A 16,737-nucleotide genomic window follows, 5' to 3' on the forward strand; every position below is an offset into this window, starting at 1 on the left:
TATCAGCGAATGACTGTTATTCAGGCGAGCCGGATTTTTTCGGCAATAGAAGCGTAAAGAGGGAACCGTGTCCCACTTCGCTTTCGACATCAATGTGCCCGCCGAGCGTGTCGATGACATGCTTGACGAAGGCGAGCCCGAGCCCGTGTCCAGTCGCCGGATGATCCGACGGAAGCCGGAAGAATTCCGTGAACAGGTTGGGTATCTGATCGGCCGGTATGCCGCTGCCCGTGTCGGCGACGGTCACGGCCCAGCGCTCTCCGCGCTCGCCGGCGGTCACCGTGACCGTTGCGCTCCGCGGGCTGAACTTGATGGCGTTGTCGATCAAATTGGCGAACGCGCGGCGCAGCAGCGGCGCATCGGCCACTACCAGCATGCCCGGCTCGGCGGCGAGGTGTACGGATGTCTGCTTCGCGCTGGCCTGCGGCCAGAGATCGTCGACGGCGTCGCCCAGCAGCAAGGCCAGATCGACGGTGCTCGCTGCGGGCGGCCGGCCTTCGGCACGCGCGAGCAACAGGAACTGGTCGGCGAGGCTGAGCGACCACTGCGCGTAGTGGCCCACGAGCTCCACGAAGCGTGACTCCGGCAGATCGGCGCCCGCATGGCGACGCTGCTCGATCAACGCGAGTATTGCGGCTTGCGGCGAGCGGATGTCGTGCGACAGGAAGCGCAGCGCCGAGTCGCGCTGACGTTCGGCGATACGCATCGGCGTGACGTCGGCCACATGAAAGATGAGCGCAGCGTCGCGTGCATGCAGCGCGGGCACGACCGCGCACTTGATGAGCAGCGAACGTCGTTTTGCGTCGACAATTTCGATGCCGTCCATCTGTGCCGCAGATTCCACGCGCGATGCTGCGCTGCTCTCACTTGCGGCACGAGTAGCCGGCTCGGAACGCGCGGTCTCGGCAAGGCGTTGCAGCGCTCTTTGGACGTACTCGACGGCATGCTCGGAGGCCGTCATGTCGCGCACGACATCCGTCGCAAGCCGGCCCGCGGGACGCCGCGGCGAGTCTGGCGCGTGCGAGTCGGACTCGTACAGCGCGACGGCCTTCCGGTTCGCGAGCATGACGACGCCCGAAGACGCCACCACGAGCGTCGCCTCGGGCAGGCTGTTCATCCACTCGGAGATGAAAGACGCCGAACGCCGCAACCGCGCGACGACAGCGCTCATGACCATGACGCGGCGATGCAGCGGGTCGATCGCGGGTCGATGTATGAGCGGCTCGCCGGGGAAGCCAAGCTCTGCCATTGCGCGCGCCGCCGCCTCGCTCAGATAGCGTAACAGCGCCTCCTGCCGCCGCCACGCGCTGACCGGATAGGCCACGAGACAGGCGGTCACCGCGGTGCCTGGAAAGAAGAATAGGTGCATGGTGTCGAGCAGCACGAGCGACGCGATGCACGCCGCGAGTGCGAGCGCCGCGGCGGCGATCAACCCCGAGCGCGGTCCTAGCGTGAACTGCGCGGCGCACAGCAACGGCAGCATGCACAGACTGAACAGAAGTTGAGCGGCTGTCGGCGCTGCACGCACGAACGAGCCGCTCGCGAGCGCACTCGTCGCTTCGGCGAGAAACTCCACGCCCGACAGCAGATGCCGTCCGCGGCCCGGCGTGACGAAATGCGTGTCGGCGGCGCTCGCCGTCGGCCCGACGATAACGACCGCGTCCTTCAACGCGCTCGAAGCCACGCGGCCTTCGAGCATATCGACGAACGAATACGACGCGTAGGACCGCTCGCGTCCGAGCGGCACGTAGCGGCGGCACGCGCTGAACCAGCGGCCGGCCTCGCGTGCCGGCGCTTCGCCGCATCGCGCGACAGGCAAACCACCGGTACGCAGCAGCGCCACGCTCATGTGCTCGTAGACGGCGGACGGTCGACCTTCCTGCAGATAGAAACTGCGCGTGGCGCCGTCGGCGTCCGGTGCGGCGTTGGCTTCGGCAAGCGCAAAGGCCGCCTCGGCCATCGGCGCGACGGGCTCGATGACTTCCGGCATGCCGGCTGTATCCGCGTCGCCCGAGACAACCACCACCGGCAGCACGACGCGGCCATTGCGCTTCATCGCGTCCGCGAGTCGTTGGTCGCCGGCCGGCTGGAGCCTTCCGTGGTTGGTCATGGCCACGTCGAGTCCCACGGCTGCGGTTCCGGCGGCGGTCAACCGGTCGATGAGCGCGGCGTAGTCCTTGCGCGGCACGGGCCATCCGCCGAGCGCCTGCACGCTCGCGTCGTCGATGGCGGCCAGCACGATCTTCGCCGGCGACGGCCTTTGAAGGCGCGGCTGCGCGATGTCGAAGAAGAACAGATCGGCGCGGCGCAATATGCCCGACATCGTCAACGCCACACACACGAGCACGAGGAACACGCCGAGCGCGAGGCATTCACGCGCCATGTCGACGGGCGCGGGGCTGTCGTCGGCGTGCATCAGCGTGCGCCCGCGAGATTGCTGACCGGCTGTCCAGTTGGCCGGACGAGCTCACAGGCCGCCCGCTTAGGCCGCTTAGCCCGCTTACTCATAGGCGAGTCCGGCCGGCGCCCACTGCGCCGCCTGCATTGGTTGCGCAGGCGAATGATGGCTCGGCGCCGTGGGATGAAGCGTGCGCGCCGGCACGGCCTCGAGACGATAACCGTGCGTGTAGACGGAACTCAGCCGCAGTCCGTTTTCAGGTGCGAGGGCAAGCTTCTGACGCACGCGATAGATGTGCGTGTCGAGCGTACGCGAAGCCGGGTCGAGTTCACGCCCCCACGTGCTGATGCTCACCACCTTGCGCGATAACAGCTTGCCCAGATTGTTGAAGAAGAATGCGATGAGATCGAATTCCTTCGGCGTGAGTTCGATGCGTTGACCGCGCAGCGACACGGTGCGCTCCACGGAATCGAGCACATACTCGCCCGCGCAGATGAGGCCGCCGTGTTCGTTGCCGCGCGTTGCGCGCCTCAGCAGCGCGTTCACGCGCGACACCAGTTCTGCGACGCGAAACGGCTTCACCAGGTAGTCGTCGGCGCCCGCTTCCATCGCGAGCACGACGTCGTCTTCGAGCGATTTGCTGGTCACGAACAGCACCGCAGGCGATGCGCCGAGCGTGCGGCGAATCCAGTAAAGCAATTCGAAACCGGTCATTCTGGGCAGCAGCCAGTCGACAATCACCAGGTCGAACGGCTCCGAGCGCAGCAGGCGGACCGCCTGCTCGCCGTCACTCACTTCGACGATCTCGTGCCCCAGGGGCTCCACGACCCGCGCCGCGGATTTCGCGTGAACGGGATCATCTTCGACTATCAGCACACGCATGGGGTGTCATCCTTCATTAGCACTTGGGCGGCATGGCCTTCACGGTCGTTGCGCTGAAACCCGGCGGCATTTACGCGACGCATGCTCGTTGCACGACACGGTGTGCAAGGACGGGCGCAGCAGACCCGTCCTCGACATGCAAGGAGGCATTAACCGTTGGCATCGAGACGCGAAGTAGCAGGCCGAAAATTGCTCAGCGGCCGGCGCAAGGAGCGCGTGGGAATGCTGATTGAAGTAGATTGACTACCTGTTTTTGGCCGTATCGATGGCCTGTTAGCCTCTGGGTGCTCATATTGCCGTGCCCTCACCAAGCCGCTTATTCGGTCGTTCGGTTTGTTCGGTTGCGCTATCGGTGCGTCCGCGTGGCACGGACTCTCCGACAATCATCGGTATCTCTTTTCGAAAACTCTGCGAGCACTATCTTTTGTCCAATGCGGCAACACGCGTCACAGCGCTGTAACGGTTGGTAAGGCAAGTGCTCGGCGGGACTTTGGCATATGCCCATTTATTTGTCTACTTAAATCCACAGAATAACGACGTGTATTGTTTATTTAACAATCGGGGCAGGATTGAATGATCTGTAGCAACTGCTTGGCATCGGCCTGGTGACCGCCAGATGACGGCGGGGCGGGCGTCCTGGGCCGACGTGTGTTTTAAACAACCGGACGCCGATGCAGAGCCGCCGGTGATGGCAAACCGTCTTGCCGGCCGGATTGTTTCGGCATTTCGGGAAAAACATTGGCGATCATCGGTGCGAATTCAATGAATGTCGCGATAAGCTCCGACTGATATTTTTTCGCCGTCGAATTACTTAATTTACAAAAACTGTCAATTGCTCGTTCTAAACGCTGTATGAGAATTACAACAAATGGGAAGGGCGATTATTTATCGTGTACTCGGCTGGTGTGCATCTCATCAGCGATATCGGTCGATGATCTCAAAGAGTCGCTGACACGACGTGGCGAGGTACTGCTCAGGCGCCGTCGCAACGCCGAGCAAAAGGCCCGGTAATGTCCACGACGGAGTCGCGAACCACACGGACAACGGCGATGGCGCCATGCCGACGGTCATCGCTTCGCGAACGATCCGCACGTCGGGCGCGCCGTCGGGGAGTCGGAGAAGGACTGCCAGGCCGGCATTGACCCACTCCGCGTCGCGCATTCGTAACTGTTCGCATAGCGCGTCCCGCTGGGCGGAATAAAGACGCTTGAGCCGGCGCACGCGCCGGATGTAGTGACCGTCACGCATGAATTGCGCTGTGGCGAGCTGAATGACTGGCGATGGCGCCGGGGCAAGCGTTGCGGCGACCTCGGCGAATGCGTTGGCCAGTTCGTTCGGCGCGACGACAAATCCAAGCCGCAGCCCCGGGCTAATCGTCTTGCTGAACGAACCGATGTGAATGACCCGTTTGCCCTCGTCCAGCGACGCGAGCGCAGGTGCCGGCCTGCCTTGCAGTTGGAGCTCGCCGAGGTAGTCGTCTTCGATGATCCACGCGTGGCTCGAGGCTGCCCATTCGAGCAGTTGAAGCCGTCGCCTGAGCGACAGCGTCGAGCCGAGTGGCGCTTGTTGACCAGGCGTCACGACTGCTAACGCGGCGTCCGCGGCGTTCTCAATGCCATAGCCTACGTTGAGGCCTTCTGCATCCACCGGCACCGGCACGATATTCAAACGCGCGAGTTCCAGGCCTTTGCGCGTGACCATGAAACCGGGCTCTTCCATCCAGACCTTTCTGCCTTCCAGACCTAGCACTCGCAGTGCGAGGCCCAAGCCGGCGCTGTATCCGGAAGTGATAAAGATCTGCTCGGGGTAGCAGTGGACGTTCCTCGCGATGGACAGATAGCCCGCAATCTCTCTGCGCAATTCGAACTCACCTCTCGGATCGGGATAGAGCAGCGACGACAAGCATCCGGTCTTCAGCAGATTGGAAGAACGCGCGCGCGCAAAAAGCTGTTCGGGCAGGCCTTCGAACGCCGGAATGCCGAGCTGGAAGATCGCCGGCCCGGCGTTCATCTCCTCGTAAGCCCGCATAAAGGCGCCGAGCTGCGGCGCTTGCGCCTGAGTCGCCACCACGCGCGGCCGCGGGGCGACGCGGGTGCCGCCCGCCCCGAATGTCTCGATCATCTGCGCGTCGCATAACCGTTCATAGGCCGCTTGAACCGTACCGCGCGCCACGCCGAGCTGCGCCGCCAGGTCCTGCCACGACGGCAGCCGCGTGCCGGGTGCGAGCAGCCCGGCCTCTATGGTCCTGCTAATGCTCGCACGAATCTGTTCTGCGAGGGGCAGCTTCGCTGTCCGGTCGAGCCGAATTTTCAGGTCTGGATGCATGTTCTTGGTACACACGAAAATGGGGAATCTTGGTTCTTCTATTCGTACCATCGATGGTACAGAATATTCCCACCATAGCAGGTAGAAATGTGAGCCCAATAGGGAGATACCAGGCCATGCCCGATCGATCGATTCGAGCGATTAATAATTCGCATATCGAACTATCTATTCACCCATAGGATTAACCATGACCAATGCAGTCATCGAATGTATCCTGAGCCGCAGCGCCGCCAAGTACTACGACACGGCTGCGACGTTGAGCGACGACCAGATCCGCGAACTCGTGCGAATCGGCACGTCCGCGCCGACATCGTTCCACTTGCAGAACTGGCGCTTCATCGCAGTACGTACGCCCGAGGCCAAGACACGACTTAGCCCGATCGCGTGGAATCAGCCCGCGGTCAAAGATGCAGCGGTTACGTTCATCGTCTGCGGACAACTGGTCGATACCAGCGTCATACCGGAACGCCTCGCTCCGCTCGTGGAAGCGGGCGTCATGCCCGCCGCGATGGTGCCGGAATGGGAAAACCCCGCACGCGATCTGTACATGGCGCACCCGCAGCGCCGGCGCGACGAAGCGGTACGTACGGCCACTTTCGGCGCATCGGCGATGATCTATGCGGCCCGCTCACTGGGCCTGGGTTCGACGCCGATGATCGGTTTCGATGCCGAGGCCGTGCACCGCGAGTTCGGACTCGCCGACGACGAAGTGCCGGTGATGTTGTTGTCGATAGGCGCGGAGCGTCCGGGAAACTGGGCGCAAAAGCCGCGCCGTCCCGTGGCCGATGTGCTGGCGCTCGTCTGATGATTAGTAGAACCGGCGATGTGCGGGAACAGGTGGCCGATTCCGCCATTGCCTTTGTGAAGCCGCTGGAGAAAGCCGCATGAATGTCCTGCACATCGATTGCAGTCCGCGACGCGAGTCGCACAGCCGACAGCTATCGTCGGCAGTCGTCGACAAGCTCCTCACGATTCTGCCCGACGCGAGTGTCAGCCGCCGCGATCTGGGATACGGACCGATACCTCACGCGGGCGCCGACTATGCCGCCGCGCTCGCGACGCCCGCGTCGCTGGCCGCGGCTGGACGCTCCGCCGACGCGCTACTTCTCGCCGAGCAACTCATTGACGAAGTCGAGCGTTCCGATGTCGTTGTCATCGGCACGCCGATGAACAACTTCACGGTGCCGTCCGTTCTGAAGGCGTGGATAGATCAGATCCTCCGTGTGGGCCGCACGATGAAGTCGACACCAGCCGGCAAAGTGGGAATGCTTCAGGACCGCCCCGTGTTCGTCGCGATCGCTTCGGGTGGCGTGTTCGCTGGTGAGCGAGCCAATCAGCCGGATTTCCTGACGCCTTACCTCACCGCCGTCCTCGGCTGCATCGGTTTCAATACAGTCCACTACCTGCCTTTGCAAGGCACAGCGTTTATCGATGAGGCTCACGCCAACGAACTTCGCCGCTCGCTCGTCGCGACGATCGATCCGGCGATGGTCAGCCTCGTGCAGAGCCTCGCTTGAACAAGCGTCGAGCCGGTAACTTATCAGGAACGTTCGTCCTTGCGCGTCTCAATCGTGGAAAAGCTGTCGTCGACAACGATCAGCGTATGCTGGAGCGATCCTTGTTCGGGTCATTGCGCGGCCCAGGTCTGGGGCATCTGTGTTGCGCGTGTGGATGCCGTTTGCGTGCTGTCCGGTAAGCCGATACGCCGCGGGGATTCGATATTTCGTCCGCGCCTCTATCGATCGCAAGTGCCGCTCAATCGCCACCGCATGATCCTGGCTTCCGCAGTAGCTGGATTCCCCGAAAAACCATCCTTTTGAAAAGTACTAAAGTATGAGCACATGTATGAGTACATCGAGAAAGGTTGTCGTCGTTACCGGGGCCTCGCGCGGGATGGGCGCCGCGATCGTTCAGGCATTTCGCGAACTCGACTGTGCCGTCGTTGCTACCTCGCGTTCGATCGAACCATCGGACGACGCAAACCTGCTGACGGTAGCCGGCGACATCGGCGACCCGGCAACCGCGCGACGTGTCATCGCCGAGGGCGTCGCACGATTCGGGCGGATCGATACGCTCGTGAACAACGCCGGCATCTACATCGGCAAGCCTTTTACCGAACACACCGCGGAAGACTATGCGGCCGTGATGAACGTGAACATGGCGGGCTTCTATTACATCACGCAGCTAGCAATCGCCGAGATGGAAAAGCATTCGAGTGGTCATGTGGTGAGCATCACGGCCAGCATCGATCAGGTTGCAATCAGCGGGGTCTACTCGGTCCTCGCGGCGCTGACGAAGGGTGGCATCAACGCGGCCACGAAGTCGCTGGCAATCGAGTACGCGAAGAAGGGAATCCGCGTGAATGCCGTCGCGCCCGGAAACATGGACACACCGATGCACGCGCCTGAAATCCACGAAGCGCTGCGAGCTTTCAACCCCATCGGGCGCCTGGGTGAAACACGCGATATCGCCGACGCTGTCGTCTTTCTCGATTCGGCGCCGTTCATTACTGGAGAGATCCTGCACGTCGATGGCGGACAAAGCGCGGGCCACTGAAACGCTCTTCTCCATGCCGAAGCCTAACGGAGCCCTATGTCTCAAGTCGATTGGCTGAGCCACCTGCTGCAAATGATCACGATCACGGGCCGGCTGGAAGTCCGTTGCGCGTATGGTGCGCCGTGGCGCGTGGCCTGGCCGCAGGCCAGTGCGCAAGAGGTTCCCTATCACGTCGTGCTCAAGGGCCGGGCCATTATCGAGGACCCCGAGACAGACACGGCGCGCGAACTGGTAGCCGGCGATGTCGTGCTGCTGCCTCACGGCTCGGCGCACGTACTGCACGACGGCAGCGGACATGCGCCCCGACCTACGTGCGAACGCCGTGATTCCGCCGGTTTGATGTTCAGCGAGAACGACGGCCAGGGCGAGCGTCTTGACATGCTGTGCGGGCGATTTCTGATCGGGCCACCTCATGATCGGCTGATCCGCAATTACCTGCCCACGAATGTCGTAGTCCGGACCCTCGAAGGTCACGGCGAAAAGGATGTGGGGTCCGCTCCGAACCACCTGGCGAGTTTCGTGGGGATGATGCGCGAAGAGTCCACGGGTGACAAAGTCGGTGGATACGCGATCGTCAACGCCCTCTCGTCGGCGCTCTTCACGCTCGTGTTGCGCGAGGCGAGCGAATCGGAAGAAGCCCCTGCAGGCCTGCTGGCACTGGCCGGCAATCCACGACTCGCGCCGGCCATTTCAGCGATGTTCGCCGATCCCGCGCGGCCCTGGAACCTGCCTGAGCTAGCCGACTTATGCAGCATGTCGCGCGCCACTTTCATGCGGCACTTTCAGGACACGCTCGGGTGCTCGGCCGTCGATCTGTTGACCGATATCCGGATGAGCCTCGCTGCCAACGAGTTGAAGAAACCGATGATGACCACCGAGGCCGTGGCCGAGTCGGTCGGGTATCAATCGGTGTCGTCATTCCGCCGTGTATTCACCGAGAGGATGGGCGTGACGCCGGGGCAATGGCGGCGGCTGGCGCGCAACGGCCAGTAGCGGTCCCAGTGCCGGTCCTGAATCATCGCTTCGCGTCGACTTGATCCTTTTGGATACTTTATTGAGCAAATCCAGTCTCGAAAGCCGCATCGACGAGGCCTAAAGTGGAGGCTCCTAACCGCCTGACACAGCATCGACGCAACGCACGCTGATACGAGAGATACCGACTTATGAGCGCACAAGCCTTCGAATTTGACGGACCGCACGGCTACCGTCTCGCCGGCAGGCTGGAATTGCCGGACGGCGAGCCGCGTGGCTGGGCCATCCTCGCCCACTGCTTCACGTGCGGCAAGGACAGCCTCGCCGCCAGTCGCGTGGCACGAGCGCTCGCCGCTCACGGCATTGGCGTGCTGCGCTTCGACTTTGCCGGATTGGGTAATAGCGGTGGAAGCTTCGCCGACACCACTTTCGCCGCCGACGTGGACGACCTGGTTGCGGCCGGCAACGCGATGACCAGCGACGGCAAGCCGCCATCGATTCTGGTCGGCCATAGCCTCGGCGGCGCAGCCGTCCTGATGGCCGCGGGCCAGATGCCGGGCATTCGTGCGGTGGCCACGCTGGCTGCTCCATTCGATACGCGCCATGTGTTGCATCAGTTCGCACCGCAAAGCCTTGAGACCATCGAGGCGCACGGCGAAGCGGAAGTATTGCTGGCTGGCAGGCCGTTCGTCGTGCGCAAGAGTTTCGTCGACGACCTGGCGTGTCACAACCTCGAGTCGCGAATCGCCGGGTTGCGCATTCCATTGCTGGTGCTGCATTCGCCACTGGATTCGACAGTGGGCATCGAGAACGCCGCGCGTATTTTTGCGGCTGCGAAGCACCCCAAGAGCTTTATTTCGCTGGACAACGCCGACCACCTGCTGACGCGCCGAGCCGACGCCGACTATGCCGCCGCAATGATCTCGACCTGGGCGAGCCGGTATCTGATTTCCTGATTTGAATGACATGTGCTTTTGCGCTCCGGGTGGAGCGCGGGCACTCGTACGCCTGAACCTACCCTCCTACACACAGGAATCCTTATGAAAACCGAAATCAACATGACCAACCCCGTCATCGAATGCATTCTGAGCCGCAGCGCGGCCAAGTACTACGACCCGGCCGCGACCTTGAGCGATGAACAGATCCACGAGCTCGTGCGGATCGGCACGAGTGCGCCGACATCGTTCCACTTGCAGAACTGGCGCTTTATCGCCGTACGCACGCCCGAAGCCAAGGCGCGACTGAGCCCGATTGCGTGGAACCAGCCCGCGGTCAAAGATGCAGCGGTCACTTTCATCGTCTGCGGCCAGTTGGTCGAAACCAGCGTGATTCCGGAGCGTCTTGCACCGCTGGTGGAAGCGGGCGTCATGCCTGCAACCATGGTGCCGGAGTGGGAAATCCCCGCACGCAATCTGTATATGGCGTACCCGCAGCGCCGTCGTGACGAGGCCGTGCGCACCGCCACTTTCGGCGCGGCGGCGATGATCTATGCGGCCCGCTCGATGGGCCTCGGTTCTACGCCGATGATCGGTTTCGATGACGAAGGCGTACACCGCGAGTTTCGGACTGGCCGCGGACGAAGTACCGGTTCTGCTGTTGTCCGTAGGCGTGGAGCGAGCCGGAAACTGGGCGCAGAAGCCGCGCCGTCCCGTGGCCGAAGTGCTGGACCTGGTATGAAGTGAAAGACAGGCACAAGGTGTCGCCTGCTTGAAGGGCAAAGCCGCTTCGACCCGCAACATGGGCGCGAAGCAAATCAACGGATGGTCTCCCAATGACCATTCTCAATCTGCAAAACCAGTAATTAAGGATGACTACGATGGCAAGGACTACTACTTTAACGCCAGAACAGGTACCGGCCGATTCGAAGCCGACGCTCGACGCGTTCACCAAAAATATCGGCTTCACGCCGAACATGATGTCGAGCTTCGCGCAAAGCCCGATCGCGTTCAACGCATGGGCCACGCTGCTCGGTTCGCTGAGCAAAGCACTCGACGTGAAGACGCGTGACAGCATCGGTCTCGTTGTCTCCGAGGTGAACGGCTGCAACTACTGCCTGACGGTGCACAGCTTTACCGCCGAGCATATGGCGAAGCTGCCGGCCGATGAAATCATTCTCGCGCGCAAAGGACATGCTGCCGACCCGAAGCGCGACGCCGCGGTTCAGTTTGCGCGCAAGGTCATCGAGACCCGCGGGCAAGTCAGCGACGCCGATCTGAAAGCCGTCCGCGATGCCGGCTACACGGATGCAAACGTAATGGAGATCGTCGCGCTGGTGGCCATGTACTCGCTGACGAACTTTTTCAATAACGTGTTCGATCCCGAGAAGGACTTTCCCCCGGTTACGCCGGCCGGCTCGATCTGAACTTTATTCCCTCGTCTGCGAGGGAATTGGGAAACGAGGCGGAAGAGCCGGCCATACCCCGGCTCCGCCCCGCTGGCTTACCCAGGAGAACAAGCATGACACTCGATCATCCAATTTTCACGCGCTGGCCGGCGCGGCACCCTGATCGGCTCCAGCTCTTTTCGTTACCGACGCCCAACGGCGTGAAGGTCGGGATCATGCTTGAGGAAACGGGTCTTGCGTATGAGGCGCACCGCATCGACATCATGGCAAACGAGCACCATGACCCGGCTTTTCTCGCCCTCAATCCGAACGGCAAGATTCCGGCGATCTTCGATCCCGACGGTCCCGGTGGACGGCCGCTTGCATTGTTCGAATCGGGAGCGATCCTGATCTATCTCGCCGAGAAGACCGGGCAACTCCTTTCCACCGATCCCGTTACTCGCTACGAAACGATCCAGTGGCTGATGTGGCAGATGGGCGGTGTCGGGCCGATGTTCGGCCAGGTTGGCTTCTTCAACAAATTCGCCGGCAAAGCGTATGAGGACAAGCGCCCGCGCGATCGCTACGTCGCGGAATCAGCGCGGCTGCTCGGTGTTCTCGACCAACGGCTCGCGGGCCGCGACTGGGTAATGGGCGCTGAGTACAGCATCGCCGATATTTCACTGCTCGGCTGGGTACGCAACCTGATCGGCTTTTATGAAGCGCGTGAGCTTGTCGGCTTCGACCGCTTCTCGCATGTCGAGCGCTGGTTCGAGCGCGGTCTCGCGCGCCCGGCGGTGCAGCGCGGGTTGGCAGTGACCGCGGCCTGAAGCGAGGCTGTCGAAACGTTCTGTATAGCGAAGCATAAAGCCGCTCACATTCTTTTCAAGCGAGGATCTCCGTGATCGAAATCAACGCCGACGCAGAGGCGATCATCAAGCGGGCGATATTGTCATTCGTCGCGACGGTCAACGACGATGGAACGCCGAATCTTTCGCCGAAGGCATCGTTGACAGTCAGGAACGGTGTTCTCTACTTCGCCGATATCGCCTCGCCCGCGACGATACGAAACCTGAAACGCAAGCCCGCCGTCGAGATCAACGTAATCGACATCTTCGAGAGGCGCGGTTATCGATTCAAAGGTCATGCGTCGATCCTGCCGCCAGGCGATGACGAGTACTCGATGATCGCGGACTGGGTCCGCTCGACGAACGGCCCCGAGTACCCCGTCGATCACGTCGTCAGGATCGAAACGCTTTCGATCTCTCCGCTGCTGTCGCCGGCGCATGTATTCGCGGAGCCTGCTCGAACTCAGGATGAAATCAGGAACACTTACTATCAAAAGTACGGTGTTAAACGCATCGGCGAATAGGCGAATAGCGTGAGAAGTACTCGCGCAAGCCAGGAGAAAATCTATGCTATCGGTTGAGATCAAAGCCATTGAAAAGAACGACTTTGATATTTGGCTTCCTCTGTGGAAAGGCTATCAGCGATTCTACGAAGTGAATATCCCCGAGTCGGTGACGCTCGAAACATGGGCACGCTTCGTGGACCCGTTGGAGCCGATGCATGCGGCGCTTGCCATGATGGGCGAACACGCGTTCGGCCTGGTGCATTCCATCTACCATCGATCCACCTGGACAACCGCCAACTACTGCTATCTGCAGGACCTGTTTGTCGCAGCCGATGTGCGTGGCGGCGGCATCGGCCGCGCGCTGATCGAGCATGTTTATGCGGACGCGAAACGTCGCGGGGCGGCGCGTGTGCACTGGCTGACACACCGAACGAACTCTGCCGCCATGCGGCTTTATGAAAGCGTCGGACATCGCTCGGGCTTCGTCCAGTACCGGAAACTGCTCACCTGAAAATTCCCGCGCGAGATCTCGTCAGAACTCCTTCGACACATCAAGCAACCACGCCTTCTTTGATCCTTTTGAGCATTTTATTGAGCAATTGCAGTCTCGAAACCCGCATCGGGCAAGCCTAAAGTGAAGGCTCCTGATGACCGACCCACAACCTGAATTGGAAACCCAAAATGTCTATTCCCACAGATCAGCTCCGTCTTCAAATCGCCGAGAAAAGCGCAGGATCGCTCTCTAGTCTGGCTCTACTCAGATGGGCGCTTGTCATCGTCTTTCTTTGGTTCGGTGCAATGAAATTCACCGCCTACGAAGCCAACGGCATCGCTCCGTTCATTATGCACAGCCCGATCATGAGCTGGTTGCATTCCCTGTTCGGAATTCAAGGGGCAAGCGACGTTATCGGCGTACTCGAACTGTCGACTGCGGCAGCGCTGACTATCGGAGCCTTCGTGCCCGTTTTCTCTGCATTGGGTGCAGCCATGTCGGCCGCGACCTACTTCATCACGCTGACTTTCTTCCTGAGCACGCCAGGCGTAGCCGAAGCGACGGCGGGTGGGTTTCCTGCAATTTCAGCCTTGCCTGGCCAGTTCCTTCTCAAAGATGTCGTTCTACTGGCTGCATCGCTTTCACTCCTAGTGGCGTCCATTCAGGCCTCGTGGGCTAACGCTCAGAAGCCGTGACCTGGATGAACTTTCGATACCGCGATTAACGGTACCGCGCGAAGCATTCCACCCATGCAGATGAAGAGGAAAGCAAACGTGAACGAGTCCACTGAGATCGGCGACAGAATCGCCGACAAATCTTCGCAGCCCGACGAGCGCACTATCCGCGACTGGATGGGGCCGGAGGCTTTCGAGCATTGGGTCGAACTGCGGAGCTGGATCGACGCATCGTATCCCGGTGTTTTTGCGCCAGACTGGCTATATGGCGGCAAGAAGCGCGGTTGGTCACTGCGCTACAGAAAGACCAAGGCGCTCTGCACGCTGTTGCCCGCATACAGGCTGTTGTCGGTTCTGGTGGTCCTGGGGCGAGCTGAACGGGAGAAGTTCGAGGCGCGGCGTTACTTCTGGAGCCCACAGTTGGTGAAGCTCTACGATGAAGCCCGCGCCTACCCCGACGGCAAATGGCTGACTGTCCCGATTTCATCCGCGGATGATCGGCATGAGGTGACCGAGCTGATGCGTATGAAGCGCCCTACGCTTTCACGCGATTGAATCGTACGTCGCGGAAGCCACGTTCTCTGTACCGGATATCATCCCACAATCCGTACCGGTACTGTACCGGCAACGCTGGCTAGAATGGTCAAAATCTTCTAGCCTCGTTCCGGAGCCCGCCATGTCCTACCTCACGCTCAGCGCGCTGCCCGCCGGCATCCTGTTCGCGCTCGTCACCAGCATCACGCCTGGCCCGAACAACACGATGTTGCTCGCGTCGGGCGTCAACTTCGGTTTTCGCCGCACCTTGCCGCACATTTCAGGTATCAGCGCCGGCGTCGTGCTATTGATGCTGTCGGTCGGCGTCGGACTCGGCGAAGCCTTCGTGCATTTCCCGGTGCTGTACACAGTGCTCGAAGTGGCGAGCGTCGCCTACCTGCTTTATCTCGCGTGGAAAATCGGCACGTCGGGCGAACTGAAGGTCAGGCAGGGCGAGCGCCGGCCCATGAAGTTCTATGAAGCCATCGCGTTTCAGTGGGTCAATCCGAAGGCGTGGATGATGGTGCTGACTGCGGCCACGACCATCCATCTGAGCGAGAGCTACAGCATGAACGCAGTGGCAATGGCGGCGGTGTTCTATGTGATCGGCTTTCCGTGCATCTGCCTGTGGGCCGGGTTTGGCACCGCGATGCGGCGCGTGTTGTCCGACGCGAGGCGTCTGCGCGCTTTTAACATCACGATGGCGCTGCTGCTGGTGCTTTCGCTGTATCCGATCGCGCTGAAGCTGCTGGACGCAGCCACCTCGTAAGCGAGCGAGAGACGCGCCAGGCGATGCGCATCTAAACCGCCCCGCGTCCTACTCGCTCGATGAAGCGCCACAACGCATCGTCGGTCGAATAAGGGGCGTTGAAGCGAAACCATGCGCTCGGCGCGTCGTCCGGCCGGAAGTATGAGCCGGGCGCAAGCCAGATGCCGTGCTGGAGCGCGGCCGTCGCGACGTCGCCGGCAGACGCAGGATCAATCGGCAGGCGAGCCCACAGAAACAACCCCGCTCGCGGCCGATGAAACACTTCGAGCCCAAGCGAGTCGAGCCGCTCTTCGACGGTCGCATGCGCGAGCTTGAGCCGCTCGTTGACCGCTTCCACGTGACGCGCGTAGCGGCCCTCGAGCAGAACCTTATCGACAATCCGCTCGATTGCCTCCGACGAAGTCAAGCCCACCGCCATCTTCGTGCGCGCCAGTTCGCGCAGCACCGCGCGCTCCGCGACCACGTAGCCGCAGCGCAGCCCCGGCGTCACCGTCTTCGAAAAACCGCCGACATACAGCACGCGCTGCAAGCCTTCCATCGCGGCAAAAAGCGGCGCGCCGGACGGCGCCAGTTCGCGGCTCACGTCGTCCTCGATCACCCACATGCGCTGACGCTCGGCGATCTGCAGCAGGCGGAACGCCGCCGACATGCCGAAGGTCGCGCCGGTCGGATTCTGCAGCGTCGTGTTGACGAAAATGGCCTTCGGCTTGTGCTCCCCGACGAGCGCTTCGAGCACCTCGGTATCGACGCCCGCGGGTGTGCGCGGCACGCCATGCACGACGAGTCCGGCGAGCTTGAGAATCTGCAGCAGGTTGCAATAGCCGGGATCTTCGACGATCACCGCGTCGCCCGCGCGCAGCAACGTGCGCACGATCAGATCGAGCCCTTGCGTCGCGCCCTGCGTGAGCAGCACGTTGGACACGTCGACGGGCAGACCGCGCCGGTCGAGCTGCTCGGCGATGCGCTCGCGCAACGGCGCGAAGCCGTAGGGATGGCCGTAATCGCCGAACCGCGCGGCAGGCACCCGGCTCATCGCGCGCAACGCATGCTGCAAACCGGTCTCGTTGATCCATTCATTCGGCAGCCAGCCGCCGCCGGCCTTGATCGGCACCGAATGGTCGGCGAATACGTCGGACAGAAGCCAGGTCGCGGTGAGGCTCGGCGGCTGCCAGTCGGTCACGGCCGCTCGCGGCGCAGGCGAGCGCGCCGCCACGCGATAACCGGAGCCGCGCCGCGCGACCACGAGCCCCATCGACACCAGACGGTTGTACGCCTCCGTCACCGTGAAGGTGCTCAACTCATGCGTCTGCGCAAGTTGCCGCACCGACGGCAGCAGTGCGCCCGCGCGCAGCGACTGCGCCTCGATGGCTTGCGCGAAGCCTTGCACGACCTGGTCGACGAGCGTGGGAGCGGCGCGCCGGTCGCGCTCGAGATTCAATTCGATCATGGTCGGAAGT

The 16,737-nt window shown here is 61.8% G+C and carries 17 protein-coding genes and 1 pseudogene; 14 read left to right on the forward strand and 4 right to left on the reverse strand.

Annotation, left to right across the window (positions count from 1 at the left end; all coding sequences use genetic code 11):
• Positions 1–16 precede the first annotated feature (16 nt).
• From BGRAMDRAFT_RS14745 to pdxR, 3 genes are all read right to left on the reverse strand, one after another.
• Positions 17–2,416 carry a CHASE2 domain-containing protein gene (locus tag BGRAMDRAFT_RS14745; RefSeq protein WP_006049567.1) on the reverse strand — a complete coding sequence of 800 codons (2,400 nt, stop codon included), beginning with the start codon at positions 2,414–2,416 and terminating at the stop codon, positions 17–19.
• 84 nt (positions 2,417–2,500) lie between these two features.
• Positions 2,501–3,280: a response regulator transcription factor gene (locus tag BGRAMDRAFT_RS14750; RefSeq protein WP_006049568.1), complete on the reverse strand. Its 780-nt coding sequence runs from the start codon at positions 3,278–3,280 to the stop codon at positions 2,501–2,503.
• Between the two features lie 915 nt (positions 3,281–4,195).
• Positions 4,196–5,605 (reverse strand): MocR-like pyridoxine biosynthesis transcription factor PdxR, encoded by a 1,410-nt coding sequence (gene pdxR / locus BGRAMDRAFT_RS14755; protein WP_044021148.1) that lies wholly within the window; start codon positions 5,603–5,605, stop codon positions 4,196–4,198.
• Between the two features lie 187 nt (positions 5,606–5,792).
• On the opposite strand from pdxR, the gene BGRAMDRAFT_RS14760 reads away from it, so the two are divergent.
• From BGRAMDRAFT_RS14760 to BGRAMDRAFT_RS14820, 14 genes and pseudogenes are all read left to right on the forward strand, one after another.
• Positions 5,793–6,410, forward strand: coding sequence for a nitroreductase family protein (locus BGRAMDRAFT_RS14760; RefSeq protein WP_006049570.1), 618 nt, complete (start codon positions 5,793–5,795; stop codon positions 6,408–6,410).
• 79 nt (positions 6,411–6,489) lie between these two features.
• Positions 6,490–7,122, forward strand: a complete 633-nt coding sequence (locus BGRAMDRAFT_RS14765; protein WP_006049571.1) for an FMN-dependent NADH-azoreductase — start codon at positions 6,490–6,492, stop codon at positions 7,120–7,122.
• A 39-nt stretch (positions 7,123–7,161) separates the two neighbouring features.
• Positions 7,162–7,425 (forward strand): DUF3331 domain-containing protein, encoded by a 264-nt coding sequence (locus BGRAMDRAFT_RS33685; RefSeq protein ID WP_083803822.1) that lies wholly within the window; start codon positions 7,162–7,164, stop codon positions 7,423–7,425.
• Positions 7,426–7,450: 25 nt separating this feature from the next.
• Positions 7,451–8,161: an SDR family NAD(P)-dependent oxidoreductase gene (locus tag BGRAMDRAFT_RS14770; protein WP_006049572.1), complete on the forward strand. Its 711-nt coding sequence runs from the start codon at positions 7,451–7,453 to the stop codon at positions 8,159–8,161.
• Positions 8,162–8,197: 36 nt separating this feature from the next.
• Positions 8,198–9,154, forward strand: coding sequence for an AraC family transcriptional regulator (locus BGRAMDRAFT_RS14775; protein ID WP_006049573.1), 957 nt, complete (start codon positions 8,198–8,200; stop codon positions 9,152–9,154).
• A gap of 170 nt (positions 9,155–9,324) precedes the next feature.
• A complete protein-coding gene (locus tag BGRAMDRAFT_RS14780; RefSeq protein ID WP_006049574.1) occupies positions 9,325–10,089 on the forward strand; it encodes an alpha/beta hydrolase family protein in 765 nt (254 codons plus the stop codon).
• A 102-nt stretch (positions 10,090–10,191) separates the two neighbouring features.
• A pseudogene (locus BGRAMDRAFT_RS14785) lies at positions 10,192–10,810 on the forward strand (nitroreductase family protein).
• A gap of 139 nt (positions 10,811–10,949) precedes the next feature.
• On the forward strand, positions 10,950–11,495 hold the full coding sequence (locus tag BGRAMDRAFT_RS14790) for a carboxymuconolactone decarboxylase family protein (protein ID WP_006049576.1): 546 nt from the start codon (positions 10,950–10,952) through the stop codon (positions 11,493–11,495).
• A gap of 95 nt (positions 11,496–11,590) precedes the next feature.
• Positions 11,591–12,286: a glutathione S-transferase N-terminal domain-containing protein gene (locus BGRAMDRAFT_RS14795; RefSeq protein ID WP_006049577.1), complete on the forward strand. Its 696-nt coding sequence runs from the start codon at positions 11,591–11,593 to the stop codon at positions 12,284–12,286.
• 71 nt (positions 12,287–12,357) lie between these two features.
• Complete coding sequence (locus BGRAMDRAFT_RS14800) at positions 12,358–12,828, forward strand: pyridoxamine 5'-phosphate oxidase family protein (RefSeq protein WP_006049578.1); 471 nt, start codon at positions 12,358–12,360, stop codon at positions 12,826–12,828.
• A 43-nt stretch (positions 12,829–12,871) separates the two neighbouring features.
• Positions 12,872–13,321 (forward strand): GNAT family N-acetyltransferase, encoded by a 450-nt coding sequence (locus tag BGRAMDRAFT_RS14805; protein WP_006049579.1) that lies wholly within the window; start codon positions 12,872–12,874, stop codon positions 13,319–13,321.
• Positions 13,322–13,491: 170 nt separating this feature from the next.
• Complete coding sequence (locus BGRAMDRAFT_RS14810) at positions 13,492–13,998, forward strand: YkgB family protein (protein ID WP_006049580.1); 507 nt, start codon at positions 13,492–13,494, stop codon at positions 13,996–13,998.
• A 54-nt stretch (positions 13,999–14,052) separates the two neighbouring features.
• Positions 14,053–14,532, forward strand: coding sequence for a DUF3788 domain-containing protein (locus BGRAMDRAFT_RS14815; protein WP_006049581.1), 480 nt, complete (start codon positions 14,053–14,055; stop codon positions 14,530–14,532).
• A 121-nt stretch (positions 14,533–14,653) separates the two neighbouring features.
• Entirely contained in the window at positions 14,654–15,280 is a 627-nt protein-coding gene (locus tag BGRAMDRAFT_RS14820; RefSeq protein WP_006049582.1) for a LysE family translocator, read from the forward strand.
• A gap of 31 nt (positions 15,281–15,311) precedes the next feature.
• Here the strand turns inward: BGRAMDRAFT_RS14820 and BGRAMDRAFT_RS14825 are convergent, their stop codons facing one another.
• Positions 15,312–16,727, reverse strand: a complete 1,416-nt coding sequence (locus BGRAMDRAFT_RS14825) for an aminotransferase-like domain-containing protein (protein WP_006049583.1) — start codon at positions 16,725–16,727, stop codon at positions 15,312–15,314.
• Positions 16,728–16,737 lie beyond the last annotated feature (10 nt).

The sequence above is a fragment of the Paraburkholderia graminis C4D1M genome (assembly GCF_000172415.1).
GTDB classification, from domain to species: Bacteria; Pseudomonadota; Gammaproteobacteria; order Burkholderiales; family Burkholderiaceae; genus Paraburkholderia; species Paraburkholderia graminis.